This is a genomic window from Pseudofrancisella aestuarii, from assembly GCF_003574475.2.
Taxonomy (GTDB): domain Bacteria; phylum Pseudomonadota; class Gammaproteobacteria; order Francisellales; family Francisellaceae; genus Francisella; species Francisella aestuarii.
The window spans coordinates 400,238-417,165 of record NZ_QLIS02000003.1 but is presented as its reverse complement, the minus strand read 5'-3'; the positions used below and the strand labels follow the sequence as shown (position 1 = coordinate 417,165).

Here is a 16,928-nt window from a genome sequence, read left to right as displayed (position 1 = left end):
TTTAAATATCCAGCCCCTCAGGACCTTCCAACTAACATCATCCGTCAGCCGGTGAAAACATATAATACGCCCTCAATTAACCTTTTGCAATATCTTTTTTATCTTTTTTTAGTTTTTTTTATTAGGACTAAAATTTAAAACTTTAAACTCATTTTTTTGAAGCTTTTTCTATCTAAAATATAGTGACTATATAAAGCCCCTGAAGCATGGATAAAAATAATAAATAAACCAATATATGCCAATATTTCATGAATTTGCTCTAAAATAATTATCATACTCTTAGATGCCGGAGCTATAAGGTGTGGCAATCTAAAAGGAATACCAGAACCTTTAGCACTTAAAATCAGCCAACCCAACACTGGCATAACGATAAGCCATACATATAGACACCAATGAGCAATTTTTTCTATATATATATGAAACTTACTAATCTTTACACTCACGCCCGAAAAACTCGCAAAAGGCTTAATTCCTAATCTTAAGATAGTTAAAAGTAGAATGCAAACCCCTGCATAGAAATGAGAGTTTTTCATCAAATCATGATACAAACAATCTTTCCCAAAGAAGCTTCTTGTTTCTATAGAAAAAAAAGAAAATAAAATAAGCAACACCACTAACCAGTGTATATAAACAATAATGATGGCAAATTTATTTCTTTGCATTTTTTTATTATATTAAAAAGCGCCAACAGTATGAAGCAACACAGTATAGATCATAAATGTCAAAATTATACATGCTGGCACAGTCAAGAGCCAAGCAGTGACCATTCTTTTAACCACCTTCCAGTTTACTCCTGAATTTGTGTAACCAGCACCCATGATCGAGCCGGAAGCAACTTGTGTTGTACTAACAGGCAAACCAATATGAGAAGCTCCTAATACCAATATCCCAGAACTAAGTTCAGCAGACACAGCATTAGCTGGTTGCAAGTTTGCAACTTTAGAGCTTAACGTTTTTATAATCTTCTTACCGCCAGACAAGGTACCCAACCCCATAGCAGTAGCACAGATTATGATAACCCATGTTGGGACATTAGTAGAATCAACTAATCCTGCACTTAATAAAGCCAAAGTTATAATCGACATTGTTTTTTGAGCATCATTAGAACCATGAGAAAAGGATAATAGACCCATAGATAATATTTGAGCTTCTCTCAAATACCTATTAGTCGTTCTAACGTTTTTTATTCTGATAAATATATTTATCAGAATAATGCAGATAAACAGAGCTAGAAAAAATGCAACAAATGGTGAGGTGACCATTGGGATAAGAACTTTTTGAACAAGAGTCATATAATTAACATCTTTATAGCTACTCCCAATCACAACCGCACCAACTAAAGAGCCGATAAGCGCATGGGAAGAGCTAGATGGTATTCCAAAGCTCCAAGTAAAGAAGTTCCAACTAATTGCACCTAGAAGAGCTGACACCAAAATAATATCAGTAACAACATTTGCATCTACTAGACCTTTACTTATAGTTGCAGCAACCGCTGTTCCAAAGAAAGCTCCCAAAAAGTTAAAGAAAGCTGCTAGTCCAATCGCTTGAATAGCTGTTAATGATTTTGTAGCTATAGGAGTTGCTACAACATTGGCAGCATCATGAAACCCATTGGTAAACTCAAAGAATAGAGCTACTAATATTATCATTACTAAAACTGTTGTTACCATAATAAAAGTCCTCTTAAACTTCTTTTACATGCACTCTCATTATAGACTCGCCAGCAGAACTACAATTCCCTATAGCACTCTCTATAGCTTTATATATATCCTTTATTTTCATAATCAACAAGATATCGCCTTCATAGTCCGAGAACTTCTTCAGCGCATGTCCCAAATCTTCTAAAACATTCTCATCTAGTTCATTTATTTTAACGTTCAGTTTTTTAAGTTCTTTATGATCGCCATCTCTTAATGCCTTGATCATTTCATTCAAAACTCTAGTCATTTTTCTAAGAGTTTCTACACAATTTGTTAGATACAAACTAACACTATCTCTTTCTTCTTCTAACAGAATTTGTATATATCTATAAATTTTTACTATTTTTTTACTCAATTTAAGAAGCTGTGTTGAAATATTATGAAGCTCTCCTCTATCTATAGGGGTAACAAAATGCTTATTTAACTGAAAATCCATATTTGATGCATTTTCTATAGCAAAGTGTCTCATAGATCTTAAATCTTCTACAAGCTCAGCTATTGTTAACTTATCTCTTTCTTTCATCAACTTATCTAATGTCATAGCAGATTTTTCAACATTCTCTGAAGCCTCTACCAATAAATCAAAAAATATATCATCATTGTTGGGTATTAATGTCTTCACGATTTTTCTTAACATCTATCCTATCTCCCTCTATCTAAACAAATACTATCTAACAATTCTTTATAAACTTTTATTATTTCAAAACTCTCTTCTAACGTTATCAATTTAAATTTCACTCTAGACCCCAAAGGCATTTGAGCTAATTTGTCTATATCCGGCTCAACTACTGTAGCAATTCTTGGATATCCTCCAACAGTTTGCCTATGCCTCATAAGAACAATAGGTCCCGATGGCGACAACTGAATACAGCCATCAGCAACAGGTTGAGATATCATTTGCATTTTTCTTGAATTTATAGACTCTCCATCTAAGGATATCCCCATCTGACTTGACTGCAAAGATAATTGCCACACCTGATTAAAAAAAGCCTCATCCTCGAGAATGTCAAATTCTGGCCCTTTAATAACTCTTATAATCTTTGTTTTTGAATTTTCTTGAATAAATTCAGTTAATTTTTTTGGACGTTCAATATTACGATAATCACTATTAAACTCTAGATTATCAACAGCAAAAACTATAGTTCTAAAGCCCTTTTTCTCGCCTTTGAATTCTAAAGTTTCGCCTTTTTTTAGTATATTTATTTTGTTGTATTCAACTTTTTCTTGAGCACTCTCTGAAACATTTCTAATAGTTTCTTGATAACCTGCCCCACACAAAACATATAATATATCTTTATTAGCAACCACCTTACCACTATAGAGCATTTCTATTGCTTCAAAAGTCTCAGGTTTATTAAATAGATTATATGCAGTGATAAAACTAGTTTGATCTTGGGCTCCCATTAAAGAGATACCTTTATCTTGATAACCGTAATTTCTAAGGTAAACAGGAAAGAACAATCCTCCCGATACTGAAAATAAATTACTTGTCATCTTTTTTATTTCGCCTTTTTAACTCTTTAGCAAGTTCCAAAGATATCTTGCTATCAGAATGTATACATATAGTATCAGAAATAAATTCAATTTTTTTACTATTTATATTTAAAAACCCCTCTTTAAGCTGATCATACTGCATAGCTGCTAGACCAACATCATGAATTTCTGCTTGAGGCTGCCCTCTTGGGATAAGGGTTGGATTACCGTAATTATCAAGCATATAGCCCCTTTCAGCAAAACTCTCCCCAAGCACCTTAATGCCATTTTCAATAGCTATCTTTTTAACTATACCAAAAGGACTAAGCACAAGCTCTTTAATATCATTCTTAACACACCAGTTTATGAAAAGCTTAGCCAAAGACTGATTAACATTAAGCTCATTATAGAGAGCTCCATGTGGCTTAATAGCTTTAACGCCATCAAAAAGAGCGAATTGCTCATCAAACGATTTTAATAATTTAGAATCTTCTATTAATATGACTTTTCTTCCAAAATTTTCTTTATCAGGATATGAGATATGCGCTGTTATTTTTACATTATTTTTTTTACAAAGATTACGATAATAATCAACGCTTTCTTTCGATCCTGCATGACCTCCGCAAGCAATATTAGCCATATCTATATATTTAACTAACTGATCATCTATAACGTTAGCAACTCCTCTTTCACCTAAGTCACAGTTTATCAAAAGCATATTATCTGACTTCCTTAAAAATTATTTTATCTCCAGCCCTGAACTGACTAAAGTCTCTAAAGTCCGTATTTCCAATAATATTCCACCCACTTGGCGTATCGGTTGTAAATATAGCCGTTTGAGCCCCTCCAATTCCTATGGAGCCAACTCCGACTCTATTTCTTGGCTTAGCCAATCTTGGAGCTTCTAGTTTTTTATCCATGCCTAATAAATATGGAAAATATGGCTTAAACCCGAGCATAGCTATGTGATACGTATTTTTCGTATGTAGTTTAACTATCTCAGAAACACTTAATTGAATATTTTTTGAGACTTCTTCTAAATCCATACCATTGTACTGAACTTCTATACAATGAGTTTTGCTTTCAAAAGCCTGATTGAAATCAGTCTGACCAACTTTTTCTAAAATTGCTTTTTCAATACCTTGATAATCAAAACCATCAAAATGGAAGGCTATAGAGTTATAAGTTGGAACAACATCGTAGATACTATATTTATTTAGAAAATCTTTATCTGACAGGATACTTCTATATATTGCTAAGACTTTAGAATTATCCTCAATAGATAGCTTATCGCTAAAATTACAAACAAGACACGAAGTGCTTAAAAAATAATTATTCATAAGAGGTTTTTTTTCAAACTCTAGCTATATTTTACAAGACTTCTTCTCTTGAAGTAAACTCTTTATAACAATTTGGTTCAAATTTATACAAAGCAAAAAGCCCAACAACAGCACTAATACAAATAATCAAGACAGCCATGTAATCAGAGATTTCCTGAGCTAAATAGAAACATAAGAAAGGCAACAAACCACCAAACACCCCAAAACCTATATTATAAGCTAGAGCAAATCCACTATATCTCATCTCTTTTGGAAAGCTTTCTGCAAAGATAACCATAATTGAGCCATAAAAAATACCAAATATAACACCCATAACGACAAAGAACAAAATCAATAGCTCATGATTTGCCTTATAAATAGCATACATCGGCAATGGCAGAATAATCATTAAAATAAGACCAACAGAAGTTACAGCTTTAATACTAAAGTATTTAGTCAGCCTTGCTGAAAGAATACATGATCCTATAAATATAATTAAACTGATAGTAGTAAGAATAGCCACATTAACATCTTGGTGTAAAATTTTCTTAATAATATTTGGCAAAATAGTTATTTGGAAATATGCAACAACTGCACCTGGGAAGCAAAGTAGAACAACAAATAGAATGTTAGCCTTATTCTGCATAATCAATGATGCTAGCTTAATATTACTACTAGGCTTTTTCTCTTCTTCTTCGCCTGAGTGTTTGATAAAGAAAGATAAAATAACTAATAAAATAGCTATTGCAAATAGGATTCTCCAACCACCGTTTGCCATAAACTCTTCTGGGATAAAAAATCTGATAACTTGGAAGCTCACTATAGCTAGCAATATCCCACCAAAAGCACTGGTGATAACATTTGCAGAAGCTTTAGCTTTACCAAAAATAGTGTTTTCAGCTTCCACAAGTATAACAGCCGAGCCACTATACTGACCACCGATGGCAATTCCTTGTATGATCCTAAGAGCAACTAACATTAAAGGCGCTAAAATGCCTATAGTCATATAAGATGGTAAAAAAGCTATCCCAACAGTTGGCGCACCCATAAAAAATGCTGCCCAGGCAAGTGCTGATGATCTAGATTTTTTATCCCCAATATAACCAAAGATAATACCACCAAATGGTCTTGCTAGAAAACCTGCAGCAAAAGCACCAAAAGCCGCTAAAAAGTTAGCGAATGGGGTATGAAAAGGAAAAAATGTTGCGCCTATATATCCAGCACAAAAAGAATACACCGTAAACTCATACCACTCAGCAGAACTCGCTAAAAGGACTAATAATTTTTTCATACATTTTCATTCAAAGAAAAATAGTTTATAAATCTATAATTATTAATTTTTATTAGAAATGCAATATTATTAAGATTTTTTTATAGATTTCTTAAAACTCATGATTAAACTCTAAGCATTTACCTCTTTGGTCACTGACAACTTTACCTTTATGATATTTCACTACGCCATTTACAATTGTAGTCTGAACCTTTGATTGAAAAGTAACACCGTCAAATGGAGTCCAACCACATTTATAGTGACAGCATTCATCTATAACTGTATGAGGGCTATTTAAATCTACTAGCACTAAATCTGCATGATACCCTTCACGGATAAAACCACGCTCTTTAACTTTGTATACAATCGCTGGAGCATGAGCTGTCTTTTGCACTACCTGCTCCAGTGTTAAGAAACCTTTGTGATAATGCTCTAATACTGAGATAAGAGCCTGCTCAACAAGTGGCAAACCTGCTGGAGCTTTAAAATATGTACCCTGTTTTTCTTCCCAAGTATGCGGCGCATGATCTGTAGCAATTACATCAATAGTGTCATTTGCGACACACTCTAGCAGTTTTAAGCGATCACTCTCCTCTTTAACCGCTGGATTACATTTAATACGTGAGCCTTTATCAGCATAATCTTTACGTGAGAAGAATAAATGATGAGCACAAACTTCTGCTGTAATACGCTTCTTCTCTAGTGGGATAGTGTTATCAAAATGTACCATCTCTTCAGCTGTAGTTAGATGAAGTACATGTAGTCTTGAGTTATATTTCTTTGCCAAGCCTACTGCAAGCTCAGATGATTTAAAGCATGCTTCACGTGAACGAATCTCTGGATGTAAGTCAAAAGGTACATTTTCACCATATTTCTCACGAGCTTTGTTTTCATTCTCGGTAATCATTGGAGTATCTTCACAATGCGTCACAATAAGTAAAGGGCTATTTTTAAAGAAGCCTTCAAGAGTTTCTTTATTATTTACAAGCATATTACCAGTTGAAGCACCCATAAAGATCTTTATAGCGCAAGCATCATTTGGCTTTAGTCGTTTTAGTTCTTCGACATTATCATTTGTAGCTCCTAGATAAAAAGCATAGTTTGCATGTGACCTAGCCGCAGCACGTTCTTTTTTCTCATCTAAACGCTCAACTACTGTAGTAGCTGGATTTACATTTGGCATCTCCATATAAGATGTAATGCCTCCTCTTACAGCAGCACGAGATTCAGATTCGATATCTCCTTTATGCATTAATCCAGGCTCTCTAAAATGCACTTGATCATCTATCATACCCGGCAATAAATGTAAGCCCGTTGCATCGATAGTTTTATCTGCTGATTTATCTATATTTGCAGCAATTTGGGAAATCTTACCATTCTCTACTAAAACATCAGACTTGAATGTTCTACCTTCATTCACAATAGTAGCATTTTTGATAAGTAAACTTTGACTAGACATATCTAGTTTTCTCCTATTCTTTTCCTATTAGAGAGTATAACAATATCTATAAGTTAAACAAAGATAGTGATTAGACATGAAATAACCTACTCTTTAAACTTATGATTTATACCTTGTATGTATTTCACCAGCTCATCTAAGGTGCATGTTTTATCTTCGCCCATTATAGGCAATTTAATATATTTACCATCATATCTAAGCTTAACTTTATACGTATCATCATCTTTATAAAGTTCCATTTGTAAGTTACTTGCATAGCCTGGAGCCTCTTCTAACGGTACGCCTAATGTTCCCATAACTTCTAGCAGTGTAAGATCATGGCCGGAGTAATATGTCATTTTATATTTTGACTTACCAGTAACCACATCTGCTAGGTCTTGAATCATCCTATTAGTCAGTTGTCCACCCATTATGTAAGAAACTTGTTGAGATTTGAATTGCTGAGCAAGTCCCCAGTCTGTTAAATGAATTATCTTATCAGCATCCTCTTGAGACAAGCCTTCTGGTAAAGGTTTATTATGAGCTTTTGCTACGATAAGGACATCCCCAATTGTCAGAACATCATCTAATCCTGTTATTTTATTTCCTAGAACTTTTTGCCATTTTTCAAAATTAGGCTGCACTTCTTTTGTTTTTTCAATCCAAATTGGTGAATTGTAAACATGCTTTTTTAAAATGCCCAAATACTGCTCATATGGAAAACCTATAAGTTTAGAATCCTCTGATAGAGTCATAATAGGTATCGGCTGAAATCTTCCTTTTATAGCAGCCTCACCATTTTCTAAAACTGGACCAGTTCCAGATGGATAAAGCCCCATCAAAAGACTCTGTGCACTAGTTACAGTTCTATTAGTATGGCTTGATAATACATAGATACTTTGGTTTTCATAATTTTCTGGCAATAGTTTAAGATCTTCCACATATCTTTTTCTAAGCTTCTGACCAAGGTTATATTCCTCATTCATACCTATAGGAGTAAGCTCTGACAAAGAGGTGCCCCAATCATAATTAGCGTTCTGAATATTAGCAAAAGGGGCTCTATCTCCATGACGAGTTATCATTGACACAAAAACTAACTTACCCTGCGAATAGCCTATTATAGGCACCAAAAATACCCATATCATAAATATGGCGATAAACTTTCTCATTATATAGTTACTTGATAAGCATTTAATTTCTGTAATATTAGCACTTTTATAAAATTTGTTAAAAATTAGAAAGTATAAAATTATTTATTTTTAAATATTTGAAAAACACAAAATATTGACAAGCTCCTATTTTCTATACCTTTCTTAGGTAAAAAAACTATTCTGAAAATTAGGGACTAAGGAAGTAATTCTATTATAAAAATGCTATCAAAACCACCCTAAAACATAATTTATATAAAACTTAAGTAATCGCCCTTTACAGGGAAGTATCAAAAGCCTACAATACTTTCAATTTGTCCATTAGCTTTACAAGAAGGCAATGATAAAAAAACTATCTCACACACTCTTTCTCAAAATCTCTTTTACTACATTAATAAGGTTGTTTTTATGATATTAGCTAACGATATGACTAACGCGATATTGGTATTCCCTGACGGAACATATTATCTTGGTAGATCCATAGGCGTGCGCGGCTGGACAGATGGCGAAATATGCTTTAACACAAGCATGACAGGCTATCAAGAAACTTTAACTGACCCTTCCTATGCTGGACAGATTATTACATTTACCTTTCCTCACATCGGAAATGTAGGAATAAACAATGAGGATAATGAATCATTAGGTGTATTTGCAAAAGGTTTAATTGTCAGAGAAGACTTAACAAGCCCATCAAACTTTAGAGCAAAGAAAAGCATAAATGCTTGGCTTAGAAATAGACACATCGTAGGAATATGTGGTGTAGATACGAGAGCTATAGTTAGAAAGATTCGTAAAGAAGGGGCTGTAAGGGTTGCTATTCTATCAGTAAAACCTGGAGAATTCCTTGATGCTAACTATGCAAAAATTCGTATAAAAAACAAATCAACTCTTGGTGGTAGAGATTTAGCAATAAGCGTAACCACAAACAGAGAATACGAGTGGAATGAGCATACATTCTCACTAGGACAAGAAGTCTATAAAAAACAAGAAAGTTATGACTATACAGTTGTGGTTGTTGACTATGGAGTTAAATACAATATTTTGAGAAATCTTGTTGATGCTGGTTTTAAAGTTATAGTAGTTCCAGCAGACAGTACTTATCAAGACATTATGAAACACAATCCAGATGGAGTCTTCTTATCCAATGGCCCTGGAGATCCATTTGCTACAGCTGACTACGCTGTACCTGTTATTAAAAAATTATTAGAAGACAAAATGCCTGTGTTTGGTATTTGCCTAGGGCATCAGCTCATGGCTATTGCAGGCGGCTTAACTACAGAAAAAATGCATAAAGGACATAGGGGAGCTAACCAACCAGTACAGGATGCTAATACTAAAAAAGTATATATAACAAGCCAAAACCATGGCTTCTGCGTAACTGATGGAGCTGTTCCTGATAATATGGAAGTTAATATGAGCTCATTATTTGACGGCAGTGTTGAGGGAATTAGATTTAAAGATAGGCCTGCTTTTGCTGTGCAATATCACCCAGAAAGCTCACCTGGCCCACATGACTGTAAATACCTATTTAAAGAATTTGCTGACATGATTAAAGATAGTAAGAAAGGAATTTAATAGATATGCCAAAAAGAACAGATATAAAAAGTATTTTAGTCCTAGGTGCTGGGCCGATAGTTATAGGTCAAGCATGTGAGTTCGACTACTCAGGAACTCAGGCATGTAAAATATTAAAAGAAGATGGTTATGAGGTTTTCCTTGTAAACTCAAATCCTGCTACTATCATGACTGACCCGACTACTGCAGATAAAATATTTATAGAACCGATAACGGTAGAAAGCGTTGGAAAAATAATAGAAAGAGAAAGACCTGATGCTATTTTACCCACTGTTGGTGGACAAACCGCTCTTAACTGTGCTCTAGATCTTAATAAGTCAGGCATCCTAGAAAAATACAATGTGAAAATGCTTGGTGCGAATGCTGACTCTATAGACAAAGCTGAAAATAGAGAAAGATTTAATAAAGCAATGGCAAAAATAGGCTTAGATGTTCCTAGAAATGTCGTCGTTCAAACAATGGAACAAGCTTATAAAGCATTAGATGATATTGGATTACCTGCTATTATTAGACCTTCTTTTACGCTAGGCGGTAGTGGTGGTGGAATTGCTAACACTAAAGAAGAGTTTGAAAAAATTGTAAAAAATGGATTAAAGTTATCACCTACGAATGAAGTGCTTATTGATGAATCTATCCTCGGTTGGAAAGAGTATGAGATGGAAGTAATCCGCGATAAAGCAGATAACTCAATAATCGTTTGTTCTATAGAAAACATAGATCCGATGGGTGTCCATACAGGTGATAGTATTACAGTAGCACCAGCTCTAACTCTTACAGATAAAGAATATCAAATAATGAGAGATGCTTCTATTGCCGTTCTAAGAGAAATAGGTGTTGAAACAGGCGGCTCAAATGTTCAGTTTGCAGTAAATCCAGAAACAGGTAAATTAGTAGTTATTGAGATGAACCCTAGAGTATCAAGATCATCTGCCCTAGCATCAAAAGCAACTGGTTACCCTATTGCTAAAGTGGCAGCTAAACTTGCTGTAGGATATACTCTTGATGAGATTGATAACGATATAACAAAAGTTACACCAGCATCTTTTGAACCTACAATAGATTATATTGTTACAAAAATCCCTCGCTTCACATTTGAGAAATTCCCAGCTACTTCTACAAAATTATCATCACAAATGAAATCTGTTGGTGAAGCTATGTCTATCGGCAGATCATTTGCTGAGAGTTTACAAAAAGGTCTCGTCTCTCTAGAAACTGGGCTAAAAGGTTTAGATGAAATAGAAATACCAGGATATGATCGTAAGAAATCTAAGGAAGAAAATAAAGAAGCCATCATAGAAGCTTTAAAAGAGCTATCTCCTCTAAGACTACTAAGAGTCGCTCAAGCTATAAGATATGGATTAAAAGAAGAAGAAATATATGAAGCGACTAAAATAGATCCTTGGTTTATTGAGCAAATAAAAGAAATTGTGTCTGCAGAGAAAAGACTTAAGAGATCTGGATTACCAAACAGTAAAGAAGAGTTTTCTGTATACAAAAACCTTGGCTTCTCGGATGCAAAAATTGCTGAACTAGTAGGAAGAACTGAAAAGTACATAAGAAACTTTAGGTTTGGAAAAGAGATATATCCTGTTTACAAAAAAGTTGATACATGTGCATCTGAATTTGAATCAAAATCTTCTTATATGTATTCAACTTATGAACACTACAGCTATGAAGAGATTGTTCGTGAATGTGAATCTGACATCACCGATAACAAAAAAGTTGTAATCCTTGGCGGTGGTCCTAACCGTATTGGTCAAGGTATTGAGTTTGACTATGCTTGTGTACATGCAGCTAAGGCTCTAAAAGAAGAAAATATTGAAACAATCATGATTAACTGTAATCCCGAAACAGTTTCTACAGATTATGATACTTCTGATAAGTTATATTTTGAGCCTCTATGTGCTGAGAATGTTATAAACATTATCAAGAATGAAATGAGAAAAGGCGAGCTTCTTGGAGTTATTGTTCAGTTTGGTGGACAAACTCCTTTAAAACTAGTTTCAGCCTTATATGAAAATAACATTCCTATTTTAGGTACTGATCCAGATAAGATTGACTTAGCTGAGGATAGAGAAAGGTTTAAAGAGCTTCTAGAGAAACTAGATCTAAGACAACCTATAAATGCTATCGCATATAGCATCAATGAGCTTGAAAAAAATATAAGTAAAGTTGGTTATCCTGTCGTAGTTAGACCATCGAATGTATTGGGTGGTAGGGCAATGGAAATAGTTCACTCTAGAGAAGAGCTTGATGCTTATATTAAAAATAATGGTAAATGCATATTGGAAGGCCCAATATTAATAGATAAATTCCTTGAGAATGCTATCGAGCTAGACGTTGATGCTTTAGCAGATGGTGAAGAAGTATTTGTAGCTGGAATCATGGAACATATAGAAGAAGCAGGAATCCACTCAGGAGACTCTGCATGTTCTATACCCACTCGTTCTTTAAGCAAAGAGCAAATAGATGAAGTTGTACAAAGTACGATAAAACTTGCTAAAGAACTTGAAGTAGTCGGCCTAATGAATGTTCAATTTGCTTATCAAAACGGGCAACTTTATATAATTGAGGTCAACCCAAGAGCATCTAGAACTGTTCCTTTTGTTGCTAAATCAACAGGAAATAGCGTAGCAAATATAGCTACGAAACTAATGGTTGGAAGAAAGTTAGCTGAATTTAAATTAAATAGCCCTATACCAAAACACTTCTCTGTAAAAGAAGCTGTGTTTCCTTTTGGAAGATTTGAGGACGTAGACTGTTATTTAGGTCCAGAAATGAAATCTACTGGTGAAGCTATGGGGATTGATAAGACTTTTGGAGTAGCTTTTTACAAAGCTCAAGAAATGGCTTTCAATAAATTACCTCTAAAGGGTAACATCCTAATTTCGGTAAAAGATCAGGATAAATCTAGAATAATTGAGCCTATTAAAGAGCTAATAGCATATGGTTTTAATATCTTTGCTACCAAAGGAACTGAAGCTTTCTTAAAAAACAATGGAGTAGAATGTAAGTTGTTTGATAAAGCATCTGACAATATAGCTAATAGCTCTCTAAAAAACACTGTTAAAGCTATTGAGTCGGGAGAAGTCGATTTGCTAATAAATACATCTCTAAGAGAGGAGCTAAAAATAAGCTTAGCTTTAAGAAGAGCTGCTGTAATGAATAGAGTACCATATATAACTACTATTGGTGGATTTGAGGCTTTTACAACTGCAGTGAAAGATATGAAAGAGATTGGAAACTCTTTCAATGTAAAAACTGTTGATGAATGGATTAGTATTTAATAAATCTATCGAGGACAAGTAATGTTATCATTTCAGAAGCTTTTAAAAGGTGAGCAAATCAGCAAAGAGGATTTAAAAAAACTCTTTAACCAAGCAGATATATATAAAGACAAATTAGCTAACTCAGAAAGAATTAAAGATTTAGATGGGAAAATTTTAGCCTCTTTATTCTTTGAACCAAGCACCAGAACAAGATTCTCTTTTGAATCAGCGATGTATAGACTTGGAGGCAATGTAATATCTTTAGAAAATGGCGCTTCAAGCTCAATCAAAAAAGGGGAAACCTTGGATGATACTGGCAGAGTTATAGATCAATATGCTGATATTATCGTAATGAGACACCCCCAACCAAACAGTGTTGAAGAATTTTCTAAATATGTTAACTCCCCTGTTATAAATGCGGGAGATGGAGAAAATGAGCATCCTACTCAATCACTTGTTGATCTATATACCATATACTCTGAAATAAATACTCTTGATAATCTTAAGATCGGCGTATTAGGAGATCTTAAGTATGGTCGTACAGTACATTCTTTAGTAAAAATATTATCAAACTACAACTGTTCTTTTGAGTTCATTTCTTCAGAAGATCTTAAGATCCCAAATGATATTAAAGAGCTCATAGAAAGAAATGGTAATGGATTTAATGAGCATGAAAAAATAGATCCAGAAGTTATTAATAGCTTAGATGTTCTATATGTAACTAGAGTCCAGCAGGAAAGATTTACATACTATGAAGATTATCTAAAAAATAAAGACCTGTGCTTTTTAGATAGAAAACACATATCTGACCCTAATAAATTAATAATCCTTCACCCACTACCTCGTGTAGATGAAATGGATAGATCAATAGATAATCTTCCATGCGCAAAACATTTTGATCAGGTGAAGTACAGTATTCCCATAAGAATGTCTTTACTATACCTTTTAGCTTCTCAAAATTAATTATTAGTTTCTGCAGAATTAGTAGTGTTAGTGTTACTTCTTCTATTTTCTTTTCTATCTCTTCTATCCTTTCTATGTTCAACTCTATCTTCCTTAAAAGGTAATACATAGTCTCTTTGGTTTTTATGAACCCCTTCTGCAGTTTTTTGAGTAGACTCATTAGTAGTACTCGGCAGCGCTCCTTCTGTATCATTAGCCATAGATATATTAATTAATACTAAAGATATCCCTATCATTTTTATAATGAATTTCATTATTTTCCTCTCTATTGTGATTTTCTTTTTGATACATTCGGCTTATAGCCATTTTTTTATTTTAAAATAAAAAATCTGACAACAACCTATTATGAAAATTATTAAACATACTATTAAAAAAGCATATTTATAATTAGCTCCTGGAATTCCGTTGACATTTATTCCCAACAAACCAGTAATAAAAGTTAAAGGCATAAAAATTATTGCAACTATAGATAAAATATACATTTTCTGATTTATATTTTCCTGCACCAAAGCAAACAACTCCTCATGAATGATATTCGCTCTTTCATACTCTGCGTTAAGATACTCAACAACTCTAGTACAGCTATCAGAAATTTCTCGGAGATGCACTAAGTTGGCCTCATCTAGCCAGCTCAATTTATCTATGGGTATTCTATTAATAGCATCTCGTTGAGGTATTAAATAACGCCTTAAAACAATAACTCTACGACGAATAATATTAAGATTCATTCTATCAACATTCTTAATTTTCAAAATATGATCTTCTATCTTATCTAATTGATCATCTAACTCTTTTATTGTTTCTGATGTCTTATCTATTAACTCGGTTAAAAGATCTTCTAAGAAGTCGGCTGCACTAACTGGCCCAGCACCTTGCTTTAAATTTTCTAATATATTGTTAATACTTGATAAATTCCTTCTCTGAACACTTATAATAATGTTATTTTTCATCCATAATCTCACTGAGATCATATCTTCTGGTGCAGATTTTTTATTTAAATTTATGCCTCGAAAAGTTGCCAATAAAGCATCTTTATAAACTAATACCCTAGGCCTTGTTTCAAGTGCTGACAATGAATCTTTTACAAAGTCTGGCTCATCTGGAAGAAATTTTTCGAAGAAAGGTTTCACCTCTCTAGGAGTTAATCTTATCCATATTAAATCTTTAATTTCAGCTAAATTAGTATCATCAATAATACTATCCTTAAGCCCTCCTTGCTGATCCAGACAATAGCAATGCTTACTCATAATATCGTTTACTAAAGACTTTGAATCCTTTCTTCCTTGCATTTCTAGTAAAGCTTAAATGTGGGGGTTTTAATAAATTATAATCATTTTTAAAAACTAATTGTTAATTATATACTCCAATGTTTATCTATTATTTTCTAATAATCCAAACGGTATCAACTAATCTTTAGAGCTCTTCATTTATAATAAAGATTAGATATTGATTTTCAGATGTAGTAAAATTTTCTTAAAATTCGTTTAGGTTGTTTTAAAAAAATGAGCTCTTTAGATAGAATAAATCAACACTTTGAAGATAGCATCCAAGCTAAAATTGAAACTGCCAATATATTACCTCCAGCAATTGTACAAGCAGCTAAAGCAATGGTTTCTTGCTTAGAGAATGGTGGTAAAATCCTTGTTTGTGGAAATGGTGGGTCAGCCGCTGATGCTCAACACTTTTCTGCAGAATTACTAAACCGCTTCGAAATGGAGAGGCCTCCTCTTCCAGCTATTGCCTTAACCACTGATACATCAACGATTACATCAATTGGTAATGACTATGACTATTCACAAATATTTTCTAAACAAGTAGCTGCTCTTGGTAATGAAGGTGACATTTTATTTGCTATTTCAACTAGTGGAAACTCAAGCAATATTGTTAAAGCAATAGAAGAAGCCCATGACTTAGATATGCAAATAGTTGCTATGACAGGAAAAGATGGTGGAGTTATGCGCACTATGTATAAAGATGGAGATATTGAGTTACGAGTTCCTTCTGATGTTACTGCGAGAATTCAAGAAAACCATATACTAATAATTCACTGCCTTTGTGATATTATCGACCAAAAGCTATTTGCTGGCTTAGAAGATTAATAAATAAATATGAAGAAAAAATATTTTATTATATCTCTTTTAGCAGGAACTCTAACGCTATCTTTAAGTAGTTGTTCATGGATCCCTGCCTACACAGCCCCTGTTTCTCAAGGTAAAGAGTTTGATAATGATAAAATGCTGGAAATTAAGCCAAACATGACTAAAGATGAAGTCAAGTATTTGCTTGGATCACCAGATATAATCGATACTTTTAATCCAAATCAATTTATCTATGTAAGTACATATAAAGGACGTATGCAATATACCGAATTTAATGAATTAAAGCTTATTCTAACTTTCAACAATCAAGATAGACTAGTTGGAATTTCAGGAAACTATGCTCCTCCTACGAAAGAGCCAGTATTCTAATTGAAAATATAAATAAATTAAGCTGCTGCAGAAAGAGCTTTGATTTTAGCGTTTAAACGAGCTTTATGTCTAGCAGCTTTATTTTTATGAATAAGGCCTTTAGCAGCATATCTATCTAATAAAGGAACCGCTTTTGCAAAGTTCTCTTTTGCCACTTCTAAATTTCCATTCTCAATAGCGTATGCTGTTTTCTTCAAAAAAGTTCTCATCATAGAACGACGAGCAACATTATGCTGACGATTTTTTTCAGCTTGAACTATTCTTTTTTTTGCTTGTTTTGAGTTAGCCAATTTTCTTCTCCAATT

The 16,928-nt window shown here is 33.6% G+C and carries 17 protein-coding genes; 5 read left to right on the top strand and 12 right to left on the bottom strand.

Features of this window, described 5'->3' with window-relative positions; genetic code table 11:
* Positions 1-134: 134 nt before the first annotated feature.
* The 9 genes from DNK87_RS08915 to DNK87_RS08875 all read right to left on the bottom strand — a co-directional run bounded on the left by DNK87_RS08915 (position 135) and on the right by DNK87_RS08875 (position 8,369).
* Positions 135-662 carry a cytochrome b gene (locus DNK87_RS08915; RefSeq protein ID WP_119331206.1) on the bottom strand — a complete coding sequence of 176 codons (528 nt, stop codon included), beginning with the start codon at positions 660-662 and terminating at the stop codon, positions 135-137.
* Between the two features lie 12 nt (positions 663-674).
* Positions 675-1,670, bottom strand: coding sequence for an inorganic phosphate transporter (locus DNK87_RS08910; RefSeq protein ID WP_119331205.1), 996 nt, complete (start codon positions 1,668-1,670; stop codon positions 675-677).
* A 13-nt stretch (positions 1,671-1,683) separates the two neighbouring features.
* Positions 1,684-2,337 (bottom strand): DUF47 domain-containing protein, encoded by a 654-nt coding sequence (locus DNK87_RS08905; protein WP_119331204.1) that lies wholly within the window; start codon positions 2,335-2,337, stop codon positions 1,684-1,686.
* 5 nt (positions 2,338-2,342) lie between these two features.
* Entirely contained in the window at positions 2,343-3,194 is an 852-nt protein-coding gene (locus DNK87_RS08900; RefSeq protein WP_119331203.1) for a 5-oxoprolinase subunit C family protein, read from the bottom strand.
* Positions 3,184-3,891, bottom strand: coding sequence for a 5-oxoprolinase subunit PxpA (locus DNK87_RS08895; protein ID WP_119331202.1), 708 nt, complete (start codon positions 3,889-3,891; stop codon positions 3,184-3,186). Before DNK87_RS08895 ends, DNK87_RS08900 begins: the two co-directional genes overlap by 11 nt.
* 1 nt (position 3,892) lies before the next feature.
* Positions 3,893-4,513, bottom strand: a complete 621-nt coding sequence (locus DNK87_RS08890; RefSeq protein WP_119331201.1) for a 5-oxoprolinase subunit B family protein — start codon at positions 4,511-4,513, stop codon at positions 3,893-3,895.
* A 31-nt stretch (positions 4,514-4,544) separates the two neighbouring features.
* Complete coding sequence (locus tag DNK87_RS08885; protein WP_119331200.1) at positions 4,545-5,783, bottom strand: MFS transporter; 1,239 nt, start codon at positions 5,781-5,783, stop codon at positions 4,545-4,547.
* 91 nt (positions 5,784-5,874) lie between these two features.
* Positions 5,875-7,221, bottom strand: a complete 1,347-nt coding sequence (locus tag DNK87_RS08880; protein ID WP_119331199.1) for a dihydroorotase — start codon at positions 7,219-7,221, stop codon at positions 5,875-5,877.
* An 86-nt stretch (positions 7,222-7,307) separates the two neighbouring features.
* Positions 7,308-8,369, bottom strand: coding sequence for a histidine phosphatase family protein (locus tag DNK87_RS08875; protein WP_119331198.1), 1,062 nt, complete (start codon positions 8,367-8,369; stop codon positions 7,308-7,310).
* A 387-nt stretch (positions 8,370-8,756) separates the two neighbouring features.
* On the opposite strand from DNK87_RS08875, the gene carA reads away from it, so the two are divergent.
* The 3 genes from carA to pyrB are packed head-to-tail and all read left to right on the top strand — an operon-like array spanning position 8,757 to position 14,155.
* Complete coding sequence (gene carA / locus DNK87_RS08870; RefSeq protein ID WP_071663386.1) at positions 8,757-9,923, top strand: glutamine-hydrolyzing carbamoyl-phosphate synthase small subunit; 1,167 nt, start codon at positions 8,757-8,759, stop codon at positions 9,921-9,923.
* Between the two features lie 5 nt (positions 9,924-9,928).
* Entirely contained in the window at positions 9,929-13,210 is a 3,282-nt protein-coding gene (gene carB, locus DNK87_RS08865; protein ID WP_119331197.1) for a carbamoyl-phosphate synthase large subunit, read from the top strand.
* A 21-nt stretch (positions 13,211-13,231) separates the two neighbouring features.
* The gene (gene pyrB / locus DNK87_RS08860) at positions 13,232-14,155 is read left to right on the top strand and encodes an aspartate carbamoyltransferase (RefSeq protein WP_119331196.1); all 924 of its coding nucleotides are present in this window, start codon (positions 13,232-13,234) and stop codon (positions 14,153-14,155) included.
* Here the strand turns inward: pyrB and DNK87_RS08855 are convergent.
* Positions 14,152-14,409 carry a hypothetical protein gene (locus tag DNK87_RS08855; RefSeq protein WP_119331195.1) on the bottom strand — a complete coding sequence of 86 codons (258 nt, stop codon included), beginning with the start codon at positions 14,407-14,409 and terminating at the stop codon, positions 14,152-14,154. The genes pyrB and DNK87_RS08855 overlap by 4 nt on opposite strands.
* A gap of 42 nt (positions 14,410-14,451) precedes the next feature.
* Positions 14,452-15,444, bottom strand: a complete 993-nt coding sequence (locus DNK87_RS08850; protein WP_119331194.1) for a CorA family divalent cation transporter — start codon at positions 15,442-15,444, stop codon at positions 14,452-14,454.
* A 213-nt stretch (positions 15,445-15,657) separates the two neighbouring features.
* Here DNK87_RS08850 and DNK87_RS08845 point away from each other — a divergent pair, with 213 nt between their 5' ends.
* Both DNK87_RS08845 and DNK87_RS08840 read left to right on the top strand, forming a co-directional pair.
* A complete protein-coding gene (locus DNK87_RS08845; RefSeq protein ID WP_071663391.1) occupies positions 15,658-16,254 on the top strand; it encodes a phosphoheptose isomerase in 597 nt (198 codons plus the stop codon).
* 9 nt (positions 16,255-16,263) lie between these two features.
* On the top strand, positions 16,264-16,623 hold the full coding sequence (locus DNK87_RS08840; protein WP_119331193.1) for an outer membrane protein assembly factor BamE: 360 nt from the start codon (positions 16,264-16,266) through the stop codon (positions 16,621-16,623).
* Positions 16,624-16,640: 17 nt separating this feature from the next.
* Here the strand turns inward: DNK87_RS08840 and rpsT are convergent, their stop codons facing one another.
* Positions 16,641-16,913 (bottom strand): 30S ribosomal protein S20, encoded by a 273-nt coding sequence (gene rpsT / locus DNK87_RS08835; RefSeq protein ID WP_119331227.1) that lies wholly within the window; start codon positions 16,911-16,913, stop codon positions 16,641-16,643.
* Positions 16,914-16,928: the final 15 nt, after the last annotated feature.